Raw genomic sequence first — 22,645 nt, 5'->3', positions numbered from 1 at the left:
CGCCCCGTTGTGCGATTAGAACAAAAATTGCAGCGGAGAATTTCATGACGACGACAGAATTGCGCGATCAGCTGATCGTGGGCCTCGACGTGCCGACTATCGCCGAAGCGGAAAAAGCCGTTGAGGAACTCGGTGATGCCGTGTCCTTCTACAAGATCGGCTATCAGCTGGTTTTTGCGGGCGGTCTCGATTTTGCGAAGAGCCTGATTGCGGCGAAGAAGAAAGTCTTCCTCGACATGAAGCTGCTCGACATCGACAATACCATCGCCAAGGGCGTGGAGAATGTTGCGAAGATGGGCGTTTCGATGCTCACGCTCCATGCCTATCCAAAAGCCATGCGCGCTGCCGTCGAAGCCGCCAGAGGGTCAGATCTCTGCTTGCTCGGCGTGACGGTTCTGACGTCGATGGATGATGCCGACCTGCGCGAAGCGGGCTATTCCGACAATGCGGAAACGCTGGTCCTGAAGCGCGCGCGTCAGGCGCTGGACGCCGGCATGGGTGGTATCGTCGCTTCCGCAGCCGAAGCTGCCGCCATTCGTCAGGCTATCGGACCGGATATGGCGGTGGTGACGCCGGGCATTCGTCCCGCAGGCGCGGAGAAGGGTGATCAGAAGCGTGTCATGACGCCAGCGGATGCGCTTCGTGCCGGCGCCAGCCATCTTGTCGTGGCGCGACCGATTGTCGGCGCAGCGGATCGCAAAGCGTCTGCCCTTGCCATTCTGGAAGAAATGCGCTCCGCTGCGTAAATAGTTTTCGAGGAGGAAAGCATGACGAAAGCCTATTGGATCGCCCGCGTGGATGTTCGCGACCCGGAACGCTACAAGGATTATGTGTCCACAGCCAAACCCGCCTTCGAACGCTATGGCGCGAATTTCATTGCGCGCGGCGGCAAGGCGGAAGCCGTCGAAGGACAAGGACGCGCGCGCAATGTCATCATCGAGTTCGAGACCATGCAGCACGCGCTCGATTGCTACAACTCGCCGGAATATCAGGCGGCGAAAGCTATTCGCCAGACCGTAGCGGATGGTGAGATCGTCATTGTCGAGGGTATCTGACACCACAATGAAAAAGGCCCCGGAAGGGGCCTTTATCTTTTAGAGCGCTACCGGCGGATCATGCCGCCCCGCCAATGTGAGATCGAGCAGCAGCACCTTTCCGGCATGGGGATCGGCATTGCGGGCTTCGTCGTTCATGCCTTCATGGGCGCTGGTCACGATCATGACCGCCGCATCCGGGCCGACAAAGGCCGGGCAGGACGGCTGGCTTACAGGCAGTTCTATCGAGCGGATCAGGCGACCTTGTGGTGAATATGCGTGTAGCGCCTTGCCGCCCCAGCAGGCGTTCCAGACGGTGCCTTCCGCATCCACGACTGATCCGTCAACGCCGCCTTCATCGACACGGTGATGAAAGACGCTCTTTTCCGAAACCGGCAGCCCCGTTTCAGGATCGGTATCGACACGCCAGATGATATTGCGGTCGGTATCGGCGAAATAGGCGATCTTTCCATCCGGCGAAAAGCAGATCGAATTGGTGATCGTGATGCCGGAAAAGAGCTTCTTCACCTGGCCTTCGCGATACCACCAGATGGAACCGGCATCCTTCTCGGCCTTACGGCCCATGGTGCCGATCCAGAATGCGCCGGAGGGGTGGACGCGCGCATCATTGGAGCGCGTCACCGGATTGTCGGCTTCCAGCGGATGATGCATCGTCAGACGACCATTGGCGCGCTCGCGGATGAACAGCCCGTGTTCGCTGACCAGAAGCTGGCGCTCGCGGTCGATGACGGCAAGGGCGCTGGCTTTCATGCCAAGGTCATGGACCTCCATTGCCCCGCTTTCCCAGTTTCGCTCGATGAGTTTGTGCCCGAGAATATCGAACCACCAGACATGGCCTGTCAGCGGATCGTAACCCGGGCCTTCGCCCAGTTCTGCGATATGGTCGGCGAATATGACAGTTTTGACGGACGTCACCTTTTCCTCCCGAAAAGTATCATTCAACCGCTGTGTCTAGAGCGGTTCCGGTTAAAACGGAATCGGGGAACCGCTCTATCTATTTGTTTTTACGCATTACCCTGCGCATCGAAGCAGGATCAGAAATCAGTCCAGTGGACTGATTTCCCTGCGTAGGCGCTACGCACTTTTGCTGGAAATGCTCTAGAGCATTTTCCCGCCAAATGAAAAGCTTCGGCATGGCATAAATGCGGCAATTCAGCGCCAGCCAAGCGCCGGAGCGACATGTTTCAAAATCGCTTCGATGACATGGGCATTATAGTCGACGCCAAGCTGGTTGGGGACGGTCAGAAGCAGGGTGTCTGCCTCGGCAATCGCTTCGTCCTGCGCCAATTCCTTGATGAGGTCTTCCGGCTCCGCGGCATAGGAGCGACCGAAGATCGCCCGCGTATTCTCATCAATGTAGCCGATGCTGTCCCGCTCCTTGCCGCCAGCGCCGAAATAGGCACGGTCGCGGTCATCGACAAGCGCGAAGACGCTGCGGCTCACCGAAACGCGCGGCGTGCGGCTGTGGCCCGCTTCCTTCCAGGCTTCGCGATAGGCGCGTATCTGCTTTGCCTGCTGGATATGGAACGGCTCGCCCGTCTCGTCGTCTTTCAGCGTGGAGCTTTGCAGATTCATGCCGAGCTTGGCTGCCCAGACCGCGGTGGCGTTCGATCCTGCGCCCCACCAGATGCGGTCGATCAATCCTTCCGAATGCGGCTCAAGGCGCAACAGGCCGGGCGGGTTGGGGAACATCGGGCGCGGATTGGGCTGCGCAAAGCCTTCGCCTTTCAACGTGCGCAAAAACACTTCCGCATGTTTGCGGCCCATATCCGCATCCGTCTGGCCTTCTTCCGGCGCGTAGCCGAAATAGCGCCAGCCGTCGATCACCTGTTCGGGCGATCCGCGGCTGATACCAAGCTGCAAGCGTCCGCCAGCGATCAGGTCGGCAGCGCCTGCATCTTCCGCCATGTAAAGCGGGTTTTCATAACGCATGTCGATGACGCCGGTGCCGATCTCGATCTTGCTGGTCTTGGCGCCAACCGCCGCTAGAAGCGGAAAGGGCGAGGCGAGCTGACGCGCAAAATGGTGCACGCGGAAATAGGCGCCATCGGCCCCCAGTTCTTCAGCGGCTACTGCCAGATCTATCGATTGCAGCAGCGTATCGGCAGCCGAACGGGTTTGCGACTGCGGGGAGGGCGACCAATGGCCGAACGAGAGAAAGCCAATCTTTTTCATGAGGTTCTCTTGATTCTAGGGGTATCTATTTGTGATCCATCATATGGGGAGGGTTGCCTCGTTTGGAAGTGAGGCCCCATGGCAAACACTTTTTTGTGTTTTGTGGACGCCGGAAAGCCTGAATTGGCACGGTTTCGGCGGCAGAAAGGCACTATATCGCCGGTGCATTCCGTTTTAGATTTCCCGCAACTTCGAATCGCGAGGAAATCATGGCTCTCAAAGTCGCGGTCCAGATGGACCATATCAGCACGATCAACATCACGGGCGACACAACGTTCGCGCTTTCGCTGGAGGCGCAGAAGCGCGGCCACGAGCTTTATCATTATACGCCTGACCGCCTGTCGATGCGCGACGGCGTCGTTTCGGCGCGCCTCGAAAAACTGGAAGTGCGCGACGTCAAAGGCGATCACTTCACGCTGGGCGTACCTGAGCGCCGCGACATGCTGGAAATGGATGTGGTGCTGCTGCGTCAGGACCCGCCCTTCGACATGAACTACATCACCAACACGCATCTTCTGGAGCGCATCCATCCGAAGACGCTGGTGGTCAACGATCCGGCCTGGGTGCGCAACAGCCCCGAGAAGATCTTCGTCACTGAATTTCCCGACCTGATGCCTGAAACGCTCATCACCAAGGACCCGCAGGAAGTCATGGATTTCCGCCGCGAATTTGGCGACATCATTCTCAAGCCGCTCTATGGCAATGGTGGCGCGGGCGTGTTTCATCTGGCCGACGGTGATCGTAACCTCACTTCGCTGCTCGAAATGTTCGGCCAGCTTTTCCGCGAGCCGTTCATCGCCCAGCGCTATTTGAAAGACGTGCGCGCAGGCGACAAGCGCATCATCCTGATCGACGGCGAGCCGGTCGGCGCGCTCAACCGCGTGCCGTCAGAAACCGATGCGCGCTCCAACATGCATGTCGGCGGCAGGCCCGAACAGAGCAAGCTCACGGCGCGCGAACGTGAAATCTGCGCACGCATCGGACCGTCCCTGCGGGAGCGCGGTTTCATTCTGGTCGGCATCGACGTCATCGGCAACTACATGACCGAGATCAACGTCACCTCGCCGACCGGCATTCGCGAGATCGAGCGTTTTGACGGCACCAATATTGCTGCTCTGTTCTGGGACGCAGTGGAAGCAAAGCGGTAATAGACATCACCGGCCCCCGCAAATCCGTGGCGCCGATGTTTTGACCGAGAACCACCAGTATAGTGAAACGGGTCTCCAGCAATGGGGGCCCGTTTCTTTTTAGCCAGATATGCACTTCGATTGACTATTGCGTTGAGCAGACTTGCAAAATCAAAGTAACTGCGCCGCTTGCACCCCCTGTGCGATTTTGGGACACACCGTCCAACAAATTTAGAACACCCTAATTTATAATATTGCCAATCCCGTTCTTTAGTGCAGAATTCGGTCTATTCAGTTATTTGCGAATAGTATTCGAGGGGACCTTGATGCGTCATTCGACTGAGAACAGAAAAAGTCACGCCTTTCCGTTACTGCGCCTTACCGCCCCTCAGTTCAAAATGCCGATACCGGTCATCGGGGTTCTTCTTCTCTTCCCCTATACAGAAACGGCGCTTGCCGATTGTACGCCCGCCTCGCCTGCATCGGGCGATACGGTTGTCTGTAACGGTAATCCGAGCGGGTTCAGCACCAGCGGGCTTGGCAGCCTCAATGTCGTGATCGAGCAGAACACCAATCTGAATGGCCCATTCACGGCCAGCAGCATGGGCGCGCTGACGGTCGATCATTCGGGCAATGCGCAGAGCGTTGTCATAAACGATGCGACCAGCCTCGTTTTCGACAATCGCGGCACGATCAATGGCGGCCTGACTGTGAGCGGCAATGGCACCTATGTGGTCCATAATTATGCCAATTCGCATATCAATTCGGCGTTCAGCTTCACCGGCAACAGCACGAACCTCATCACCAATGATGGCACGTTGAACAATGGCGTCACCATCAATGGCGATGGCGCGACCAATATCACCAACACCACCGGCGCATTCTTCAACAACGGCATTTTCGTCAATGGCGCCAGCCAGACCTTCGTGGAAAATTACGGCACGATTCAGAGCACGATTGCGCTCGGTTCCGGCAACGACACGATCATCAATTATGATCCCGGCCAGATCAATGGCAGCGTTTCGCAAGGGGCTGGCGACGATCTTTTCGACATGCGCGGCGGTCGTGTCAGTGCGACGGTCAATCAGGATGACGGCAATGACCGGTTCCTCTTGTCCGGTGGCGAAGTCACCGGTTCGCTGATGGCGGGCAATGGCGCTGATTACATGCTCTGGACGGGCGGTCTGATCGGCGGCATCGACATGGGCGCGGACAATGATGTCGCGGTGTTTCAGGGGCTGACCGATACGCAGCTGAAAAGCATCCAGATCAATGGCGGCCTCGGCACAGACCGTTTGACCTGGCAGAACACCAAGGGCAGCAATCCGCAGCGCCTGATCAACTGGGAGCTTATCGAGCTTCAGAATGCGTCCGAGCTGACGATGAACAGCAATCTGACGCTTGGCGACAGCGGCACCGCTACCGGCACGCTCACCATCGATTCGAGCAGCTATCTTCGCGCAGGAAGCGGCAGCTGGACCATCAGCCCGGCGGCGGGTGGCAGTCTCGCACAGGTGGTGAATGCAGGCGTGATCGATCTCACCAATGGCTCCAATTCCACGTCGGACAGCCTCACCATCGTCGGCAATTATCAGGGGAATTCGGGCCAGCTCTGGCTGAACACGGTTCTGGCCAGCGACAATGCGCCGTCCGACAAATTGGTCATTTCGAACGGCACGACGACCGGCTCCACCGGCATCGTGGTGACCAATGTCGGCGGTACGGGTGCGCAAACCCAGCAGAACGGTATTCTTGTGGTGGAGGCGATCAATGGAGCGACCACCGGCGAAGGTACGTTTAACCTCGCGCGGCGCGCTTCCGCCGGTATTTACGAATACCAGCTGGTGCAAGGCGGTGTGACGGCGGGAACCGAGAACAATTGGTATCTGCGCAACAATTTCGACGGCATCGACGCAACCAATCCTGATTTGCCGATTTGGTTATTGCCCGGCCCTGACGATGGCGATGATGACGACGACGGCAATGGCAACACAGGTGGCGGCTCTGGCGGTGGTTCTGGAGGTGGTACAGGCGGCGGCTCTGGCGGCGGCACGGGTGGCGGCAGCGGCGGTGGGACCGGAGGCGGTTCGGGCGATGGCGACGATGGCGGCAGCATCACGCTGGTTCGTCCCGAAGTTCCGATCCTGGGCGCAACGCCAACCGTCGTGCGCGGGTTGTTGCGCGTGGCGCTCGGCACATTCCACGAACGGCACGGCGAACAGTCCTGGTTCGGTGATGAAGCAAACAAGCATGTCATCTGGGGCCGCATGTTCGGCGATCAATATCGCCAGAATCTCAGCACCTTCGCCGATCAGCGCTACAAGGGTAACCAGTGGGGCATGCAGTTCGGCGTGCCGGTCTATCGTGCCGAACATGATGACGGTCAGCTCGATACGCTCGGCCTGATGGCTGGCTATGCACGCGGCTGGGGCGATATGCGCGCCAGAAACATCTATGGCAATAATATCGAGATCGGCAATATCGATGTCGATGCTTACAGCCTCGGCGCCTACTGGACCCATACCTGGGAAGACGAAGCCTATATCGACGCCATCGTCATGCATTCATGGCTCAGCATCGATACGGAATCGGTCGCAGATTATAGTTCCAGCTTCCGTGGCAAGGAATGGACGGCCTCTCTCGAAGCGGGCAAGAAATTCGCGATCAGCGAAAAATGGGTGATCGAACCGCAGGCGCAGATCTATTGGCAGTATCAGAATTTCGATGAGGCTAACGATCCCGGCGGCACCATCCGTTACGACAATAACGATAGCTGGACAGGCCGTGTCGGCGCGCGCCTGCAAGGCAATTACACGATCAATGAGCGGCCGTTCAATCCGTTCGTGCTGGCCAATGTCTGGCATCAGTTCAAGGCGAGCGATACGATCTATTTCAACAATGACAGGCTTCGTCCTTCCTGGGAGGAAACCAGCCTTGAACTCGGTGCCGGTTTCACGACCAAGGTTGCCGACAATACCTCGCTGTATGCCAATGCATCCTATGAGTTCAACCTCGGCGGCGAGCGCTTCAGGCTTCTTTCCGGTCGCATAGGCGCACGCGTTTCCTGGTAAATTCAGGCCTCACTGGCGACACAGCGTTCTTGATCTGTTTCGGGAAAAATGCTTAAATCCTCTGGTTGTATTTAAGCATTTTCTCACTTTAGGGATGTGCTGCGTGGCGAGTGGGGGCTTATGGTCGCGCGGGTTGGAACGGTTGCCTTTCAGGGCATAGAAGCGGTGCCTGTCGATGTGCAGGTCATGGTCGCGCCGGGCAAGATGGGCATGTCGATGTATGGGCTAATTAAAGTTCAATATTTTCACTATATCGTCATGTCTTGGTGAGCTTGATCACTTGATCAGCGACGGGACAGTGCTAGTTTTGAAAGTGAAATTAATTCGTCTATCCAAGCATCGTCCAGCTTTTCCGCATGAAGGATAAGGCTCCGAAGTTTCAGACGACGCTCTGATTTAGTATCTCCGGTCATTTCATCCGACCAGCCGAAGAAATAATTGGGTTCAACTTCCAGCGAATTACTGAGTGAAAGGACGGCGTCATAAGACGGCTTGTTTACTCCAGACTCCAATTTACTGAGCGTGATGGTTGATAGTCCGGACTTCAACGCCAATTCTTCCTGCGTTAATCCGAAAGATTTTCTCACAGTTTTAAGGCGTTCGCCAAAGCTTCGCGCGGTAATCGTGGTGGAGCGTGTACTCGTCATACATATCTGATGTGACAAGGAACGGCACAAAAGAATATCCAGATGTATTATATTTTCGTTGAAACTAGTATAATTATATCATAGCTTCCAAAAACTTATCCATTTGTATGGGTTCTGTCAGGCTTCCATCTTTTTTTGGGGGAGGGAAACCGTTTGTCTCGAGAAGGGAGATTATAGTGAAATCTGGGGTAACTGCATTCTTGCTTTGGTGTTGTGGCTTTATTGGCCTCTGCGGATTACACCGCTTTTATCTAGGTAGACCATGGACCGGCGTACTTTGGCTTTGTACGCTTGGCTTGCTCGGTGTTGGACAACTAATTGATCTCTTCATGCTCGGATCAATGGTTCGACAAGCAAACATATTGAATGGATTAGCGCGTGCGTCAGCGAGTGTATCCAATCACAACGTCGTTGCACCTGTTATTCATGTCAATGTGGACCATACGAAACCGGCGTCCTGATAGGAGACAGGATTGCTAAAATCAGTCGAAGCCAACTCTAACGAGTATGAAAACGGCTTGAAAATTAAAATTAGAATTCGGAACGGTTTGGGGCTTTCCTTGCTAGTACTTCTGTTAGGAGCAGGAGAGCCTCCGATTCAGGTGGAGTTAGAAAGTTCCAGTTTAAGACAAGCGGCGAATAAAATCTTAAGCGAGAACAAGACGTGTATTTCAATTGATAACGGATGTATCACTTGTGCGGTGAATGGAGGGGAACTGGTTTGCTCAACACCTAGAATTGCGTGCATTGCTCATGAGTTCAAATGCACGATGACCTCGAGAGGACATGTTGAAGGAGAGGTAAACGAATGAGAAATCGCATAGTTACGACTGCGTGCATGATAACACTGTTTTTCGGTCATCTCACTTCGGCTTACGCAGAAAAAATGCGTTTAGATAAGCTGGATCGGAAGACTGAGGTCTATCTTCAACGCGGATTGAACGACGCAGATTCTAGATGCTTCACACACATTCTCAAGAAATTACGGAAGGAAGATACCAGATACTGGTACATCAGCTTTGATGAGCCTGATCAAGTTGGCGTCGCATTTGGTGCAGCGGATTCTGATTCGAATTATTCCTGCGAACAGGGCCAATTAGTAAGCTATGAGATCGGTGAAAAATACGTAATCAAAAGCTTCAGATGAAAGGGGACGCCAGCTTATAAGTCAGCGTTTCTTCACCCGAGTAAAACAACATAACTTTCGGTTGTTTAAGGGGCAAAATTAGTTACCCTAAAGGTCGTGAGGCGAACTGAAGCTAGAAGCTTGCGCATATCGAACAAGCGGACCCACTCCAGCTCAGACCTAGGCTGAAATCCCGAAAATACGATTAGTGGAACTCGATCAAAAACAATCGACTAAAGTTCTAATCATTGAAATAGGTAGTATTTCCAATGCGCTGGGAACTGGAGCCGTCGCTGTTGTAAGTGCTATTTCCAATGCGCTGGGAACTGGAGCCGTCGCTGTTGTAAGTGCTATTTCCAATGCGCTGGGAACTGGAGCCGTCGCTATTGTAAGTGCTATTTCCAATACGTTGAGAGCTTGTACCGTCGTTGTAATAGGTGCTATTTCCAATTCGCTGGGAGCTCGAACCATCTGAGCAGTACGTGCTATTCCCAATCTGATTGCAACTCTGAGCATTGCTGACAGTGGAGATTGTACAAAGTGCAAGCGCTATGAACGTAAATCTAAACATATTCAATTCCCCAATTTGATTTCTACCCATCCAGAAAAACGTCACTACTGTTACATTTAATAGAGGAAGAAACTCCTTACAGTCAGATAAAAAGTAATTCAAATCTATAAAAATATCCAATGAAATTCAGCTATATTCAGCTACGTCTTTTACAGAAAATACTGAACAATAACAGAAGTCAGCTTTTATAATTGTACTCAGGTAATATTCGTATATCCGATGATATATCCAGTTCGTGGGTGTTAAATGGTATGAATTTCGCTGTATATGTAGCAATCTTAGAAGGAGAATCATCCGTATGATCATATGATGTTATACGTTCGATGTGTACATCACGAAAGTCGAAATTCTCCGACGTATCACTTTCTAATATATTTGATATAGATTTTTTCAAATCTATACTGATATCGGGGTTTAATATCCATATTGAGTGTACATGTGGGTTCGCAATGTCACCTTTATAAGACCAGAATTTTGTATCATTTACATCTGAACACATTATTACAAATGGTGAATTGATACCTTTTTTCATAAATTTGCGTCCGAATAGTTTTTTACATATTATATTGTAAAGAAATCTTACGTTGTTGATGTTCCTCTCGTTAACCTCATTATACGACGAGGGAGATAACTGATATTTCCGTATCATTTTCTGAATATCAAAACTGAACGTTATGTAATAACCGTATTTCTCAACAAAATCTTTTTTATCAAATTTCTGATCATTTTTATGATGTTCTTTTGAATACTCGCTGATTAAATCATCAATCCAATAAGCATATTCATTAAGTATTTTTTTATTATTCAAATTATTCCTCTTTAAGTATAGTAATTTAAATCCTCATCCTGAGTAGATGATGGAGCAGTAATTCATATAATCGTAGGCGTATATGCGAAGGTATTTACACGACGGAGAAGCCTGCGGATATTTTGGTATGATGTATTTATTCTTCATGTATATTAATGATAACCTCTTTTTGAAATTTTTCTATTTTTTTCGTTCCGGGGTGAAAGAAGGATGTCGTGATGTTCGGTGAGCTGTCTGGCAGACTATAATCAAATGACCAGTACCGTGCGGAGAGCGATTTGAGCAACACAATTGCGGACTCGCTGGCGCATTTCTGCTGGCATCTACGATAGCGGCAAGGACGGACCCCAATCAGAAGTTCACTGCCGTAGATGGAAGCACTCTATTGATTACTGGCAAAGGCTATTACCAGGGGCACCAATTCTGGAGTCTGGCGAGACTTAATGGAAGTTCGCTTTTGGAATGCAGCGTTAGCACTACAAAAGACCTAAATTCAGGCTGATTCCTGCTCGGCCGCTTATAGGCGGCGGAGTTGAGAAAGAGTACATTTAGGTGGCGACCACTTAACTTCAGCGCAACATAGCGCCAGTCAGGCTTCCTAGGGGTGATCCTAACGACAATCCCATCCCAAAACACATATGAAATTCGTCCTCCAATCTCAGTGCCCCTCCGCTTCTAGGTGATCGAATAACGAACTCAGAGCCTCGTCAATATCTGCCATCACTCGCACCGTTTCGCTCAGGGCAACAACGACTTTCTGGTATTCTAAAATCTCATCGACAGAGAGTTCGGAGTTGCGACGTTCCTTCAACCATTTTTGAGCCGGAAGGTAACCTCCAACAGAGAACTCCCAAGCGTCCACCGGAATATTCCTGAAACATTGGTCGTCGTTGATCCATACCGTTACGGTGTCAGCGTCGTCACTGATCTCAAAATCACCCTTGGCGATGGGGCGAGTCACCTGATTAGATCCCTCATTTGGAAACTCTGTAACAAATTCCTCTAATGCGTCCGCCTTAAGGGTATGGAGATTCCGCAGTTCGTTACCCAAACCACTTAGTCTGATGAAACTTTCACGGTCAGTTGGCACGGGAATGTGGATAAAATCTTCTCTTATCTGTTCCGCGAAGATCGTCCGGAAGGATGGAGAATACATTATACTGTAGATGTAGGTTGCGACGTTGTCGGGGCTGACGTCATCGCCTGCCACGTTTCGGAACTCATCCAGTATTGATTCCCGTATGTTGGATTCTGGGGGTAAGAACGAGCCGTTTTCGCTATTCTGCTCAAGCCAAAGAGGGAACATGTAAGAGCCTTTAGAGCTCTCGGCGCATTTGAGCTCCGATATGACATCACTAATGTAGAAGTGATCCGGACTGGAATTCTTCGTGCTTTTACCGGTAAGGATGAAAGTGTTTTCTTCTGACAACGAGTTGACAAACTTAGCGCGCGCCCGGGTCAGAATATCACGGTCGTAGTATACATACCGGTTATCAAAAGGCCGATAGGCGGTTCGACGCACTGCTAGGGCATTGAAGCTTATGTCTAAGTCAGAGGTTTGAAGTTGATCCTGTACTTGTTCAACTGTGCGCCCAATCACCACATCGTCGCATGAAGTGTAATATCCCGTCGAATATAATTTAAATATCTCGTTCAGTGCAGGCCAACGCCCATAGCCTTCAGCATATCGATATATTCTATTTTTTAAGAGATAAAGCGGACCGGATGACTCTACTTTCTGGAAATCAATTTCCGATAAAGAATGTTCATCAAGATAAGAGTACTTCTCATCGCGGCTACCGTAGATGTCTTTATGGTAGACTTCGGCAATTTCACCCGCCGCCAACGGGCCAGTCCGCACGGCGATTGTGATTGCGACACCTTGCTTGATGTCGAATACGTTCTCGTTACCTAGACCGGGAGGGACCACCTCTGAAACGTTCGAGTTGCCATGAAGATCTATTACGTAAAGGCGATTAAAGCTTCGTAGGAGACTCCATCGCATTCCTCTAAATGTCGGGTTATCGATGAAACCGTGGTTGGTTATGAACCCGAAAACGCCATAGCCCGATTTGTCTATCAAGTGCTGAGCATGGCGGACGAACTTCACGTAATCGTCGTTAAGCCACTTCGAGTTACGTTCCCGAAGTCGGTCTTGGGTACCAGGCTCCCTTTTGTAAGAGTCCAATAGTTGGGAGAGCCAGTGTCCCTTATTCATCGAATGTCTGCTATACGGAGGGTTTCCCAGCACCACCATTACAGGCGTGTCGCGCTTGATGTAATTAGCCTCATTCGCCTCCTTGGAAAGCCACGACGCAAATAGGGTACCAGTGTCCGGATGATGTTCCTCGAGCGAGTTTGTTAGATAGACGTGAAGCCGCTGCGGCTTGCGCTGCTTATAGCCAGTCTGCTGGAGTAAAAGATCAAGCTTTAGATGCGCGACGGCATATGACGCCATCAACAACTCAAAGCCATTCAATCTAGGTATTAAGTGCTCCTCGACGTAGCTACTCCAAAGACCCTTTTGACCTGAGAAGCCACTGTAGATGCGTTTGACGACTTCAGCCAAGAACGTGCCGGTTCCCGTGGCAGGGTCGAGAATCTGGACTTTGTGCACCTCGCGCTCCTCGAGCCGCGGTTTCTTGGTTCTCGGATTGAGCTCCTGCGACTTCACACTTATTTTGACCCGACTGGTGTCGGCTAACCCCTTCGAAAGGGAAAACTCCTGCTTGAGCGTGTCGTCCAGAGCGCCAACTATGAACTTCACGACGGGTTCGGGAGTATACCACACACCACGGCTTCGACGGAGATTGGAATCGTACTCGGCCAGAAACGTTTCATAGAAATGGATCATCGGATCGGACCGCCCCGGCTGTCCGAAATCTTTTAAGACGCGTTTAATGTCCGTTGCACGAAATACACCTGCTAGTGCATCTACGATCCATTCGATACGCGAGTCGATATCGTATCCTGAAATATACTGAAAGAGCTTTCTCAAGAATGGGTTAGTTTGGGGTATTAGTTGAGCAGCTTCTTGCCTTGTGAACGTCTCTGGTGATTTATCGTGCAGTCTAGCGGCGAACATGCCGTACGCAATAGTCTGCGCATAAAGGTCTGAAAACGACTTTTCGTCGATATCATGGATCAGAATTGTGCGGAAAGCATTCATCTGTTCCACCAACGAATTGTCTTCGTCGGTTGCGAGAGGGCTGTGCAATGCCGCTTCGACGACTTGGGCCAGCAGTTTCGCCTTCACAGCCATCTTGGATGCCAAGTCACCCGCAGTGGTAATTGTTTGGGAAGAGTGAGAGACAAACTCTTTGATGAAACTCGTAAACCTGTCGAACTGGTGTGATTGGGGACGCACTCTGCCATTCTTAAGCTCAGCCACAGCGACTTCCGCGACGAGATCGCTCTCGCGATACAATCGAAATGTCAGGTAGTCGGTAACAATAAGATTAGGCAGGCTTGTTCTGTAGCGGTCGAACTGCTCCCGGTAAGCTTTGTCATCAAGCGAACGGCCAATGTCTTTGGCCTCGATGTAGCCTAAATCCACCGACGTCTTTGGGTCGGTAATAATGTAATCGGGCGCGCCACAGGCGATCCTTGCGGGCTCGTTGGTGACGAGAGTGTCTGGAGCCAAGGCCTGAAGCAGATTTTGTAAGTCGCCCCTGTAGCTATGCTCTCTCGCTATCCCCGTCTGAAAGCGCTTGTCGAGACTGGCGACGTATGTCGAAATATCCATTAATGCACGCCCTCAAGCAGTTGTAGTTTAACCCTAATAGCTATTGAAACTGGACGAGCACCTGCCATCCTTATGATATACGACGCCCCCACTTACAGCTCGTTGACAACATCTGCTCCCAGTAATTTTTTCCATGTTTCCCTTAGCAGAGCTGAGTCTGTTTGGAAGCCGAGACGTAGACAGGGTCTTATATCCCCCGCAGAAGTTTTTTCCATCTTCGGATTGGAGACGAATGAATCGATAAGGGATCTTTAGCCTGTGACGCAATACAAAAAATCTCAATCGAAGAATGACCAATCAACGTCTGCCGCAATAGGACTCGAATGTTCAGACGGCCTATGACCTGACTGACCATTGCAAATAGGAAAACAACCGTAGTGATCAAGGAAATCGCTCAAGAAGAAGCTTTCGATATCGAAAAGATTCTCATTTCCGTAATTGCTGAGAACTTCCGCAGAATAGTACGTAAACTTTAACTTCTGTGTTTTTGCGTAGTTCCGAATCCCCGTGTTGCCGGACTGACCTGTTAAATGGCCGCCTAGTCTCTTGAAGAGGCTATTTTGTCTTGACTCACTCATTCCAATGTAAATGAGTTTTGATTTTGCGAAGGGATACGCGATTACATTTTGGGTCAAGTAGATGAAATAGAGGCCCGCGACCCCGCGAACGAACTTGATTTCTTGCTCGCTTAGATTGTACGTTTGGGTGAATATTATTCGCATTTTTTCATACTAAACAGGGGGATAGGGCTTGACCACCGAAAACATCAAGACAGCCACTGAGGTCATTAACGAGTTCCTTGATAACCACGCGAAGGACGAGTCCCTCGAGGTGGACACCGTGGCGGCTGTCAGCACTCTTTGGAAAAATGATGATCTCAGCAAAATCAAGCTTTTGCGGAGTCTGGAAAACGCGCGAAAGGCCGCACTGAAGGCTAACGTGGATAGTACAGAGGAGGCCGATGATGACTAAAGTTCGCAAGATCACTGTCTCGCGCTTTCGCGGTGCACGCTTCGATCTCCCGCTCGATTTTTCGAGTAAAACGAAGAGCGTTGCCATCTTTGGTGAGAACGCTTCGGGCAAGAGCACTATTACAGATGCCCTCGAATGGTTCATTCATGATCGCGTAGATCACTTGTGGCGGGAGGACTGCAAGCAGGACTCACTGCGCAATGTGCTGGCCGACGACAAACCCAGCACCGTCGAGCTGGTTTTTAGCGGCACCGACTACAGCGGAACCAAAGCGCTCTCGGAAGCGCTTAAGACTTCGGCTACCTTTGCTACCGACAATGCGGAGCAACTTATTGCCAATCTGAAAAATGACAATATCATTCTCAGGCATGCTGATGTTGTTAACTTTCTCGATAAAACAAAAGGCGGGAAGCGTGAGGCCATCGCCGACATTATTGGCTATAGCGAATTCACGAAATTTAGAAACGCCCTTCTGCAGACAAAGAACCAACTTGAAAAGGAAACTGAATACTCGACAGCAAAACAGCAGATTCAGCGGCTTCAATCCGGGATGATTGCAGAAGTAGGACAGGTTATTTCTAACCGAAAAGAATTCTACGGCGTGGCCACAGAGGTCATGAAGCCATTCAACCTTAAGACAGAAATTGCTAACGAAGATTCCTATATCGAAGCTTTGGAAGAGCTGCGGGGACAGGGCAGCAGTGAAGAAAAGATACGTCTGGCAGAAAGACTCGCGCAGTTTGAAAAAGCTTGTAGTGATCTCGTCACCGATATTGATCAAATTTCAAATGATGCCACAGCATTTGCGGGTGAATATAACGCCATCGCTAAGGAGAGTGAAAACGTCAACAAGCTTCGGCTCAGTGATTTTCTGACGCGGGGCAGGGCTGTGCTGGAAGACAAAGTCTTTACTCACCCGCAGTGTCCGTTTTGTTTAGAACCCTATGAGCTTGCACAACTTCAGGAAGAGGTTGGAAAGCGCCTTCACGCGCTAGAGGCATTGCAAAAGCAGCTCGATGAAGCAGGCCTCCTCAAGGATAAGCTTGCCGAGACCGTCACCAATGCGGGCGTCAGGACGAAAACGATCATAGAGACGTATTCCGATCTGGAGGGTTTTTCACCGCTACTAGAGGCTACTAAGTCCGCGCGTCTCAAGCTACGGGACTATCTGAAGGGGCTGAAATCGGCATTTGATGAGAAGAAAGTTTTTGAGGCACCCGCTGATTTCGATGGGGAAATGATAGCATTGCGTTCAGAATCAGATAAGGCCGCGAAGCAAGCCAAAGAGGCTGCGAAGAAGCTGCAGCTTACTGAACTGGAGAAGAAGGTCGCCACCGTGCTGTCTAGGCTCAAGACAGTCAGCGATCAAGTGAACGACTTTGTAACCTATCAAAACATAAAGGCTGCTTTCGAGGCTCAAATCATCACGCTTTCCTCAATATTGGGCAGCTTCCTCAAGGTTCAGAATGGGGCGCTGCAAGCCGTGCTGGATACCATCAGCGATGATGCAGGGAAGTTTTACACGGCTCTTCATCCCAAGGAGAGCGTAGACAAAGTACGTTTGACTATGGTCGGTGATGAAGGTGTCGAGTTCCAGTATACGTTTCATGGCAAGACGACCCAGCCACCACGCAAATACTTAAGCGAAAGTCATCTTAATAGTCTGGGCGTGGTGCTGTTCCTTGCCAACGCTCGAATTTTCAACAAGCACGCCAAGTTCCTAGTGCTGGATGATATTGTCACAAGCTTCGATATATCGCATCGTCGCAGACTCTTACGCCTTTTGCGCGACGAGTTCTCCGATTGGCAAATTATCATCCTGACGCACGAGAATATCTGGTTCGACATCATCAAGAGAGAGATGGGGCAGTATGGCTGGATTTTTCATGAGGTCTCGTCGGATGGTGCCAATGGCATCCTTCTCGAAAACAGCCCCGCGACATTGAAAGAAATCATTGAACAGAAGAAGGGCAAGGAAGACGTCACCAATGACTTGCGTAAGCTACTGGAGCTTGTCCTAAAGAACATTTGCCAAGCTCTTGAGGTTAAGATGGCCTTTCGCTTTAACGACTTTAACGAAAAGCGCATGTCTGCTGAACTAATCAGTGCTCTGAGATCAACTTTGAAAGACAAGTCGCCTGTTATATTGGATACGAAAATCTTCTCCGATCTCGCAGGCTCAGCCCTCATCGCAAATCTGGTCTCTCACGATAACGCTGATAAAATAGTCGGCGAGGACATCGATGTGTTGATCGAAGATATCGAAAAGCTTGTAAGGCTTTTCGTCTGTGAGCATTGTGGACGTCATATTAGGGCTGATATCGACGTTCCCGGTGAGAAAGCTATTGCCTGCAAGTGTGGGAAGTCTCGATTGAACTGGAAAAATTAGATGCTCACGTGGAGCTTTGTCGGATTCATGGGTTCGAGAGAATTGCAACAACTGGGTAGCGGTTACAGCATCTGAGCGCGGTGCATTCAGTTCGGTATAGGTCGTAAGCTACCTTGACGAAGTTCTTCGGTGAATGTCGACTACGACGGTTTTGTGCATGAAACTTGAAAGGCAGCACATGGCCCCAGCTCTATCGTCCCTCGTTTCCCGAACGAAAGTCTGGTTTAGAGTGGCGCCAAAGACGCTACAAATGTCTGACGTGGGGTCGAAAACAGTTTTAGATATTATCCTAACTGCGCGGCATCATCCTCTTCGGCAATACGGAAACCGACTAACCGTTTCGGGCCACCTTGCAGACGTAATGCCCAGCATACAGATTATTATGTCGCGCAGATTTGAGCAAGCTTAGGCCAAGGCTTTATAGTTGAGCCCTGCCGGACAAAGTTGAGTATTGGACATAATTTGAATTACACCGATTTCAGCTGATGCCGAGGGTTTGGTAGAAACTGGGGCAGCTCATTGAATTAGAAAGGAAGCCGTACCACTATAGTCTCACAGAAGTTTTCCAGCGAGATTCCCGGCGTGGTGAGCGCTAGGCAATAAGCTTGAGATGCTTATGCTCTACCTTCACCAAAGGAATTAACAGCATTGAGGCCGTTCACAACGTCACGTGCCTTGCGGGTAACAACAGCCTGTTCAAGGTGGGCATATCGCATCGTTGTTCGAATATCCGAGTGACCAAGCACAGCCTTGACCTCTTGAATTGAGAGTCCGTTTTGAACAAGGCGCGTAGCGTGCGTATGACGAAGTGTGTGAATAGTACAGTCATGGAGGCCAGCGCGACGGAAGGCTTTACGGATGGCAGATGCTGAATATCCTCTCTTCTCTCCGGCCTTATTCACGAACACGGTTGGCGCATTGCTCTGCCGTAGACGACGGTGCAGGATCGTTTCCACGCGATCCGTCATGTAGATCAAGCTCTCATTATGAACTTTGGAGCGCCACAGGCGTATTTCACCGCGGGTCAAATCAATGTCTTGCCACGCAATGTTGGCGACTTCGCTGTAGCGCGCGCCGGTATCGATTAGGATAACGACAAGATCATAATTGTCCTGCATCCATTTTTGACGATCTCCCCGACAGGACGGGTCAGCAGATAGGCCATTTGCGACACGTGAGGGGGAGAGTTCATGCAGCAGGCGACGCTCTTCCTCAATACTCAGATATCGCATTCTGGAATTCGGTGTTTTAATGAGGGGCGCACTGATTGTCGGACTTTGATAGCCGTCCTTCCGCGCAAGCTGAATCGCTCCTATCAGACAGTTCATGCCGTGCTTGATAGTCTGCGATGCACATCCTTGGGATAGTCGCTTTTGCCGAAACCGTTCCAGTGTGGCGGAGTTGACCTTCATCAAAGGAAGCGAGCCATTCAGAATTTTCAGTATCACCCCGATCTGACTTTCCAGATTGCGGTGGTTTGGGCTTCCCAGCTTCGAATTCGCAAACCTATAGAGGGCCGTTTCCAACGTAATCGATTGCTTTTTGCCGAGCAGTAACTCGGCGTGGACATCGGCGCGAATCTTCGCAGCAACTTGCAGAGCAACTCTGCGATCAGTTGTCTTTGTTGACCGGACAATCGTTTGATGATCAATTTGAAACTGAGCATACCAGAACTTCGAATTTCCACGTTTTACCAGCAACTTAGGCCCCCTTTTTGAATATCGAAATATTCTACAGGCACAGCGGAATGTTCAACGGCACTATGAGATCAAATACCAAGCAAGCCCTCGAGATTATGGCGCTTCCCAAAATATCGATGTGTAGAATCCGGAAAGGGTGAAGATGCCGAAGTCCAACCTTGAGAAAAAATTTACTTTTAAGATCGAAGCCGACGATGAAGGGGGTAGAACAAAAACGGTTTCTATTCAGAGCGAGAACATCTCTGAGCCGCCCGTTGCCGGAAAAAAGCGAAAAGCAAGGAAGGACCCGGGCGCTTATCTGCTCCTTGGTTTTGACACCGAATATCAGTCTTTAAAGGCAAGCGAGCAGGAAAGCTCCATCGAAGCAGGTGCAAAAAATGAGCTTCTTTCCTACCAGTTCTCGATCAAACTGATTACCAAAGAAGGACAACCTGTCTCGCCTGAAACGGAAGGAATTATTATCCCCGATGCTGAACAGCGGTTAACGCTCGCCGAGTTTCTGGGTTTTGCGGTCGGATCTCTGATCGAGAAATTTCCCGATTTGAAATTGCCAAAGTCCGTCTACCTTTTAGGGCATTTCATCCGCGCCGACTTCCCTGCATTCAGTGATTTCAAGGACAAAGCTCGACTGACTTCAAACGTCAGAAGCACATTCGTCAGCATTGATAGTGGAATTCCAGTGACGTTTGGCGAAGCAGATGCCCCGATAGCTGAATTTACAGTCATCATCCGCGACACCATCCTGCTAGCTCCAAGCAATGCAAAATCGCTTGCGGATATCGGAGACATACTCGGTTTCCCGAAAATACAACTAGGTCAGACTTCAAAGGAAGAGCGGGAAATCAAGGAAAACATGGCCCGTTTCAGAAAGGAACGGTGGACCGAGTTTCGTGAGTATGCGATCCGCGATGCCCAAGTGTGCGTCCGTTTTGCTGAACGTATAATTCAGCAGAGCACAGAACTTTTCGACTCCTTCAAAATGCCTGCAACATTGACGTCCTTTGGAACCGCGTTGCTGCTTCTCGGGTGGAAAAACGAGGGGTTGGACAACAATCAAATTTTAGGGCGCGAAGCCATCAAAGTGAAATTTTACAGCAAGAAAGACGGTTATTACAAAATCAAGACCGTAACGCCGCTGCAAGAGAACGCTCATTACAACGAAGCTTTTATCACAGAGACCTACCATGGCGGCAGAAATGAGCAGTTCATATTTGGAATCGCAGACGAAGGTCAGTGGAGGGACCACGATCTCAGTTCTGCATATACGACAGCAATGTCACTGATAGGAACACCTGACTGGGACAATATCACCAATCTGACGACGCTTGATAATGTTGGCCCCCTCGACCTCAGTTTCTTCTCCGTGGACTTTGAGTTCCCCGAATCTGTACGTTTTCCAACTCTCCCTGTCCGCACGGCAAATGGAATTATCTTTCCTCGTAAGGGCAACTCGAAGTGCTCCGCTCCCGAACTGTATCTTGCCCAGAAACTCGGAGCGTTATTGACTTTACGCAATGGCGTTCACGTTCCATCAGATCCCATGCAGCCAGTTTTCAGAGGTTTCATTAAGGAATGCATTGAAAAGCGTACAGCGCATAAGAAGGGTACTTTTGACAACCTGTTCTGGAAAGAGGTGGGCAACAGTACCTACGGAAAAACGGCCCAAGGTCTTCGCGAAAAGCGAGTATACAACCTTCAAGATGACGGAATGCAAGCGCTTCCGCCGAGTAAGATCACCCAGCCATATTTTGCATCATTCATCACATCATACACGCGAGCTGTCCTCGGAGAAGTTCTCAACGGCTTTCCCAAAGAGGTACAGGTCTTTAGCGTTACGACAGACGGTTTCCTTTCTAACGGCAGTGACCAAGACATCGACGAGGCAACCAATGGAGAGTTGTTTGAATCATTTCGAGAGGCCCGTAGCCATCTCGACAACGGCAGTCCTTTGGAAATCAAGCATATAGTTCGCCAACCTGTTGGCTGGCGAACGCGGGGCGCAGCCACCTTGAAACCGGGTGAAGGCGACAACGGAATTGTCTTGCAAAAAGGAGGCATCAAAACAAATCCCCACAACGATCTGTTTGAAGAGAATCGGGAGACGGTGCACTTGTTTTTAAACCGCAGGCCCGACCAAAAGATTCAGTACAAATCGGGTGTCGGCATCAAAGACATGGTGCGCGGCGATACCGATTTCGTATTTCGATCCGTGACCAAACGACTTTCAATGGAGTTTGACTGGAAAAGAAAACCAGTAAACGCCCGCGACACGATCTTTGATTTTGAAGGTAAGCAGTACACCCACCTTACATTCGAAACGATGCCAGTGGGGGACAAAACAGAATTCGATCTTGTGCGAGATAACTGGGAAAACTACGACAAGAAAAACCCTCATGTTCTAAAATCACTTGAGAATTTCAATTCGTTTCTAACATTTAGTACATCAAAAGATTCCCTTAGAGATGATGCTAAAACGTACCTGTCGAAAACCAACGGAGATTTAAAAAGGCTGCGGAGGGACCTGACGCGAGCTTATCAACATCACCATGCAGGATTCGATCTCATCAGAAGCAAACAAAGAATGACACATGCCGACCTCGAGAATGCGCTGGTGGCTTGCGGTATTCCATGCAAAATTAGCGATATTGACAACGGTAAAAAGAAAACTTTCGAACCATATCGCACGCCAGCTACAGCGAGGGTCGTTGAAGCGTTGAAGAAATTAAAGGCTGAATATTACCCCGAATTGGAAATCGAGCTATTTGTCCAGGGAGAAGCCCTGCAAAAAAACTCAAAAATCGTAGGATAACGAGTGCAATATGGGGAGAGAGGGGCAATTCGATTTTAGAGTTTTTTTCCACGCCTTCCCCCTTATTGTCGATGATAGTGGAAAGACAAAATCCGTAAATGTTAGTGCCCCACCTCCCATATATAACATTTACGGATTTTGAAAATGCATTTAGTGATTGTTAGCGGGTTCACTACGGCGTTCATTAGCTAGACGTCGTCGGCAGTTGTACCAATACGTGAGGGCGCCTTTTTCTGTGAGTGTTGCGCCTTCTATAAATGCTCTGACAATCACGTCCTGCTCCATGCCTTCAAGCTTTGCGTAGATTGCCAACGCAGTATCAATCTTGGACTTGCCTGCAGCAATCATCTTTCGTCCTTCCGAAATTGCTTCCTCAATGATTGCCTTGTCAGCGGGAACGGCAGCGACGTTCTTCGGTTTCGTCAAATCGTTTCTCCTTACTTGGTGAAA

Annotated in this window: 15 protein-coding genes and 1 pseudogene; 10 read left to right on the top strand and 6 right to left on the bottom strand. The window is 50.4% G+C overall.

Annotated elements, in window-relative coordinates:
* Positions 1-44 precede the first annotated feature (44 nt).
* Positions 45-746: an orotidine-5'-phosphate decarboxylase gene (gene pyrF / locus WIX40_RS14045; RefSeq protein ID WP_109370074.1), complete on the top strand. Its 702-nt coding sequence runs from the start codon at positions 45-47 to the stop codon at positions 744-746.
* Between the two features lie 21 nt (positions 747-767).
* Entirely contained in the window at positions 768-1,055 is a 288-nt protein-coding gene (locus WIX40_RS14040; RefSeq protein WP_109370075.1) for a DUF1330 domain-containing protein, read from the top strand.
* A 39-nt stretch (positions 1,056-1,094) separates the two neighbouring features.
* On the opposite strand, the gene WIX40_RS14035 is transcribed toward WIX40_RS14040, so the two are convergent.
* On the bottom strand, positions 1,095-1,970 hold the full coding sequence (locus WIX40_RS14035) for an SMP-30/gluconolactonase/LRE family protein (RefSeq protein WP_109370343.1): 876 nt from the start codon (positions 1,968-1,970) through the stop codon (positions 1,095-1,097).
* Between the two features lie 237 nt (positions 1,971-2,207).
* Complete coding sequence (locus WIX40_RS14030; RefSeq protein ID WP_339440298.1) at positions 2,208-3,230, bottom strand: LLM class flavin-dependent oxidoreductase; 1,023 nt, start codon at positions 3,228-3,230, stop codon at positions 2,208-2,210.
* A gap of 209 nt (positions 3,231-3,439) precedes the next feature.
* Between WIX40_RS14030 and gshB the strand changes: the two genes are divergently transcribed.
* The 3 genes and pseudogenes from gshB to WIX40_RS14015 all read left to right on the top strand — a co-directional run.
* Positions 3,440-4,378 (top strand): glutathione synthase, encoded by a 939-nt coding sequence (gene gshB / locus WIX40_RS14025; protein WP_339440297.1) that lies wholly within the window; start codon positions 3,440-3,442, stop codon positions 4,376-4,378.
* Between the two features lie 305 nt (positions 4,379-4,683).
* A complete protein-coding gene (locus WIX40_RS14020; protein ID WP_339440296.1) occupies positions 4,684-7,428 on the top strand; it encodes an autotransporter family protein in 2,745 nt (914 codons plus the stop codon).
* 120 nt (positions 7,429-7,548) lie between these two features.
* Positions 7,549-7,656: pseudogene (locus WIX40_RS14015) on the top strand (magnesium chelatase domain-containing protein); the annotation flags it as partial.
* 56 nt (positions 7,657-7,712) lie between these two features.
* Here WIX40_RS14015 and WIX40_RS14010 read toward each other — a convergent pair.
* Positions 7,713-8,075, bottom strand: coding sequence for a helix-turn-helix domain-containing protein (locus tag WIX40_RS14010; RefSeq protein WP_339440294.1), 363 nt, complete (start codon positions 8,073-8,075; stop codon positions 7,713-7,715).
* Between the two features lie 107 nt (positions 8,076-8,182).
* Here WIX40_RS14010 and WIX40_RS14005 point away from each other — a divergent pair, with 107 nt between their 5' ends.
* A complete protein-coding gene (locus WIX40_RS14005) occupies positions 8,183-8,536 on the top strand; it encodes a TM2 domain-containing protein (protein ID WP_339440293.1) in 354 nt (117 codons plus the stop codon).
* Positions 8,537-9,409: 873 nt separating this feature from the next.
* Positions 9,410-9,676 (top strand): hypothetical protein, encoded by a 267-nt coding sequence (locus tag WIX40_RS14000; RefSeq protein WP_339440291.1) that lies wholly within the window; start codon positions 9,410-9,412, stop codon positions 9,674-9,676.
* Between the two features lie 1,562 nt (positions 9,677-11,238).
* On the opposite strand, the gene WIX40_RS13995 is transcribed toward WIX40_RS14000, so the two are convergent.
* Complete coding sequence (locus tag WIX40_RS13995; RefSeq protein WP_339440289.1) at positions 11,239-14,325, bottom strand: type ISP restriction/modification enzyme; 3,087 nt, start codon at positions 14,323-14,325, stop codon at positions 11,239-11,241.
* 750 nt (positions 14,326-15,075) lie between these two features.
* Here WIX40_RS13995 and WIX40_RS13990 point away from each other — a divergent pair.
* A complete protein-coding gene (locus tag WIX40_RS13990; protein WP_339440287.1) occupies positions 15,076-15,297 on the top strand; it encodes a hypothetical protein in 222 nt (73 codons plus the stop codon).
* A complete protein-coding gene (locus tag WIX40_RS13985) occupies positions 15,287-17,686 on the top strand; it encodes an AAA family ATPase (protein ID WP_339440285.1) in 2,400 nt (799 codons plus the stop codon). Before WIX40_RS13990 ends, WIX40_RS13985 begins: the two co-directional genes overlap by 11 nt.
* A gap of 614 nt (positions 17,687-18,300) precedes the next feature.
* Here WIX40_RS13985 and WIX40_RS13980 read toward each other — a convergent pair.
* Positions 18,301-19,386: a tyrosine-type recombinase/integrase gene (locus tag WIX40_RS13980; protein WP_339440284.1), complete on the bottom strand. Its 1,086-nt coding sequence runs from the start codon at positions 19,384-19,386 to the stop codon at positions 18,301-18,303.
* Between the two features lie 142 nt (positions 19,387-19,528).
* Between WIX40_RS13980 and WIX40_RS13975 the strand changes: the two genes are divergently transcribed.
* Positions 19,529-22,195 carry a DNA polymerase gene (locus tag WIX40_RS13975; protein WP_339440283.1) on the top strand — a complete coding sequence of 889 codons (2,667 nt, stop codon included), beginning with the start codon at positions 19,529-19,531 and terminating at the stop codon, positions 22,193-22,195.
* A gap of 150 nt (positions 22,196-22,345) precedes the next feature.
* On the opposite strand, the gene WIX40_RS13970 is transcribed toward WIX40_RS13975, so the two are convergent.
* Entirely contained in the window at positions 22,346-22,621 is a 276-nt protein-coding gene (locus WIX40_RS13970) for a hypothetical protein (protein WP_339440281.1), read from the bottom strand.
* Positions 22,622-22,645: the final 24 nt, after the last annotated feature.

Source organism: Ochrobactrum teleogrylli (assembly GCF_037482325.1).
Lineage (GTDB): Bacteria > Pseudomonadota > Alphaproteobacteria > Rhizobiales > Rhizobiaceae > Brucella > Brucella teleogrylli.
This window is presented reverse-complemented; position numbering and strand designations above follow the sequence as displayed.

What these genes read in the sequence shown, in the direction of transcription:
- pyrF (WP_109370074.1), top strand. Translation starts at nt 45, where the DNA reads ATGACGACGACAGAATTGCGCGATCAGCTGATCGTGGGCCTCGACGTG.
- WIX40_RS13975 (WP_339440283.1), top strand. Translation starts at nt 19,529, where the DNA reads ATGCCGAAGTCCAACCTTGAGAAAAAATTTACTTTTAAGATCGAAGCC.
- WIX40_RS14040 (WP_109370075.1), top strand. Translation starts at nt 768, where the DNA reads ATGACGAAAGCCTATTGGATCGCCCGCGTGGATGTTCGCGACCCGGAA.
- WIX40_RS13985 (WP_339440285.1), top strand. Translation starts at nt 15,287, where the DNA reads ATGATGACTAAAGTTCGCAAGATCACTGTCTCGCGCTTTCGCGGTGCA.
- WIX40_RS14020 (WP_339440296.1), top strand. Translation starts at nt 4,684, where the DNA reads ATGCGTCATTCGACTGAGAACAGAAAAAGTCACGCCTTTCCGTTACTG.
- WIX40_RS14005 (WP_339440293.1), top strand. Translation starts at nt 8,183, where the DNA reads ATGGGTTCTGTCAGGCTTCCATCTTTTTTTGGGGGAGGGAAACCGTTT.
- WIX40_RS14030 (WP_339440298.1), bottom strand. Translation starts at nt 3,230, where the DNA reads ATGAAAAAGATTGGCTTTCTCTCGTTCGGCCATTGGTCGCCCTCCCCG.
- WIX40_RS14010 (WP_339440294.1), bottom strand. Translation starts at nt 8,075, where the DNA reads ATGACGAGTACACGCTCCACCACGATTACCGCGCGAAGCTTTGGCGAA.
- gshB (WP_339440297.1), top strand. Translation starts at nt 3,440, where the DNA reads ATGGCTCTCAAAGTCGCGGTCCAGATGGACCATATCAGCACGATCAAC.
- WIX40_RS13995 (WP_339440289.1), bottom strand. Translation starts at nt 14,325, where the DNA reads ATGGATATTTCGACATACGTCGCCAGTCTCGACAAGCGCTTTCAGACG.